Annotated in this window: 2 protein-coding genes; both read right to left on the reverse strand. The window is 48.2% G+C overall.

Going from position 1 to position 1177, the window contains the following annotated elements; translation table 11 throughout:
- A partial coding sequence (locus R7O12_RS25965) for a UDP-N-acetylmuramate--L-alanine ligase (protein WP_318126932.1) occupies nt 1-689 on the reverse strand: 689 nt, incomplete at its 3' end.
- A 22-nt stretch (nt 690-711) separates the two neighbouring features.
- Nucleotides 712-1177 (reverse strand): glycosyltransferase (locus tag R7O12_RS25970; protein WP_318126933.1); only part of this gene is annotated, 466 nt, incomplete at its 5' end.

Genomic DNA, 1177 nt, shown 5'->3' on the forward strand with positions numbered 1-1177 from the left:
GCTTGGCCATAAAACGGCAGGTTGTGAAGAAAATCAATGAAGGTTTGTTTCAACGTTTCGAAGTCACCACCGTAGGTATCCATGTGGTCAGCTTCAATGTTGGTAACAATGCTTACCATAGGTTGCAGGTGCAAGAAAGAGGCGTCGCTCTCATCCGCTTCTGCAATCAGAATACGGCTAGAGCCCAAGCGCGCATTTGTGCCCGCGCTCTTTACTAGACCGCCGTTTACAAACGTTGGATCAAGGCCTGCTTCGGAATAGATTTGTGTGACTAGTGCTGTGGTGGTGGTTTTACCATGTGTACCCGCAACAGCGATACCATGACGGAATCGCATCAGTTCAGCCAGCATTTCTGCTCGGCGAACAATAGGAATACGCAATTCACGAGCCGCCATGACTTCAGGGTTTTCCTCGTTAATCGCGGTGGAGACGACTACCACACTAGCCTTTTCGACATTACTTGCTTGGTGACCAATAAATACGGTTGCCCCTTTCGACACTAAGCGCTCGGTTACTGGGTTTTCAGACAAGTCTGAACCCGTGATTTCATAACCTTCGTTTAGAAGAACTTCAGCAATGCCGCTCATGCCCGCACCACCGATACCGATGAAGTGGATGCATTTCACGCGACGCATTTCTGGTACCATCGCGCGAATCTGAGCTAGGTCTTGTGTATGTTGGATAGTCATTAATTCGATTCTCAATAATTCGTTAACGCTTTTCGGTCAAAGCGACAATGGCTTGTGCGACAACTTTGTCAGCATCTAATTTTGCGGCACTGCGTGCCTTTTGAGCCATTGAAAGTAAAGCTTGGCGATCCAATTGTTGGATCTGTTGAGTCAAAGACTCCACGGTTAAATCAGGTTGTTCAATCATCTTCGCAGCACCGCATTCCACTAAGTGGTCGGCATTCAGTGCCTGTTGACGGTCTTTATGCATGAACGGGATAAAAATCGCGCCTACACCTGCTGCTGAGACTTCAGATACCGTCAATGCGCCAGAACGGCACACTAGCAGATCTGCCCACGCATACGCTTGTGCAACATCATCAATAAACTCGGTCACTTCTGCATTAGCAACATTGTTCGCTTGATAAGCAGCTTGCACTTCTTGCGCTGCGCCTTTACCTGCTTGATGACGAATACAGTAGTCTTGTCCCAAGTTTGCCATCACCGCT

Source organism: Vibrio sp. Vb1574, from assembly GCF_033338675.1.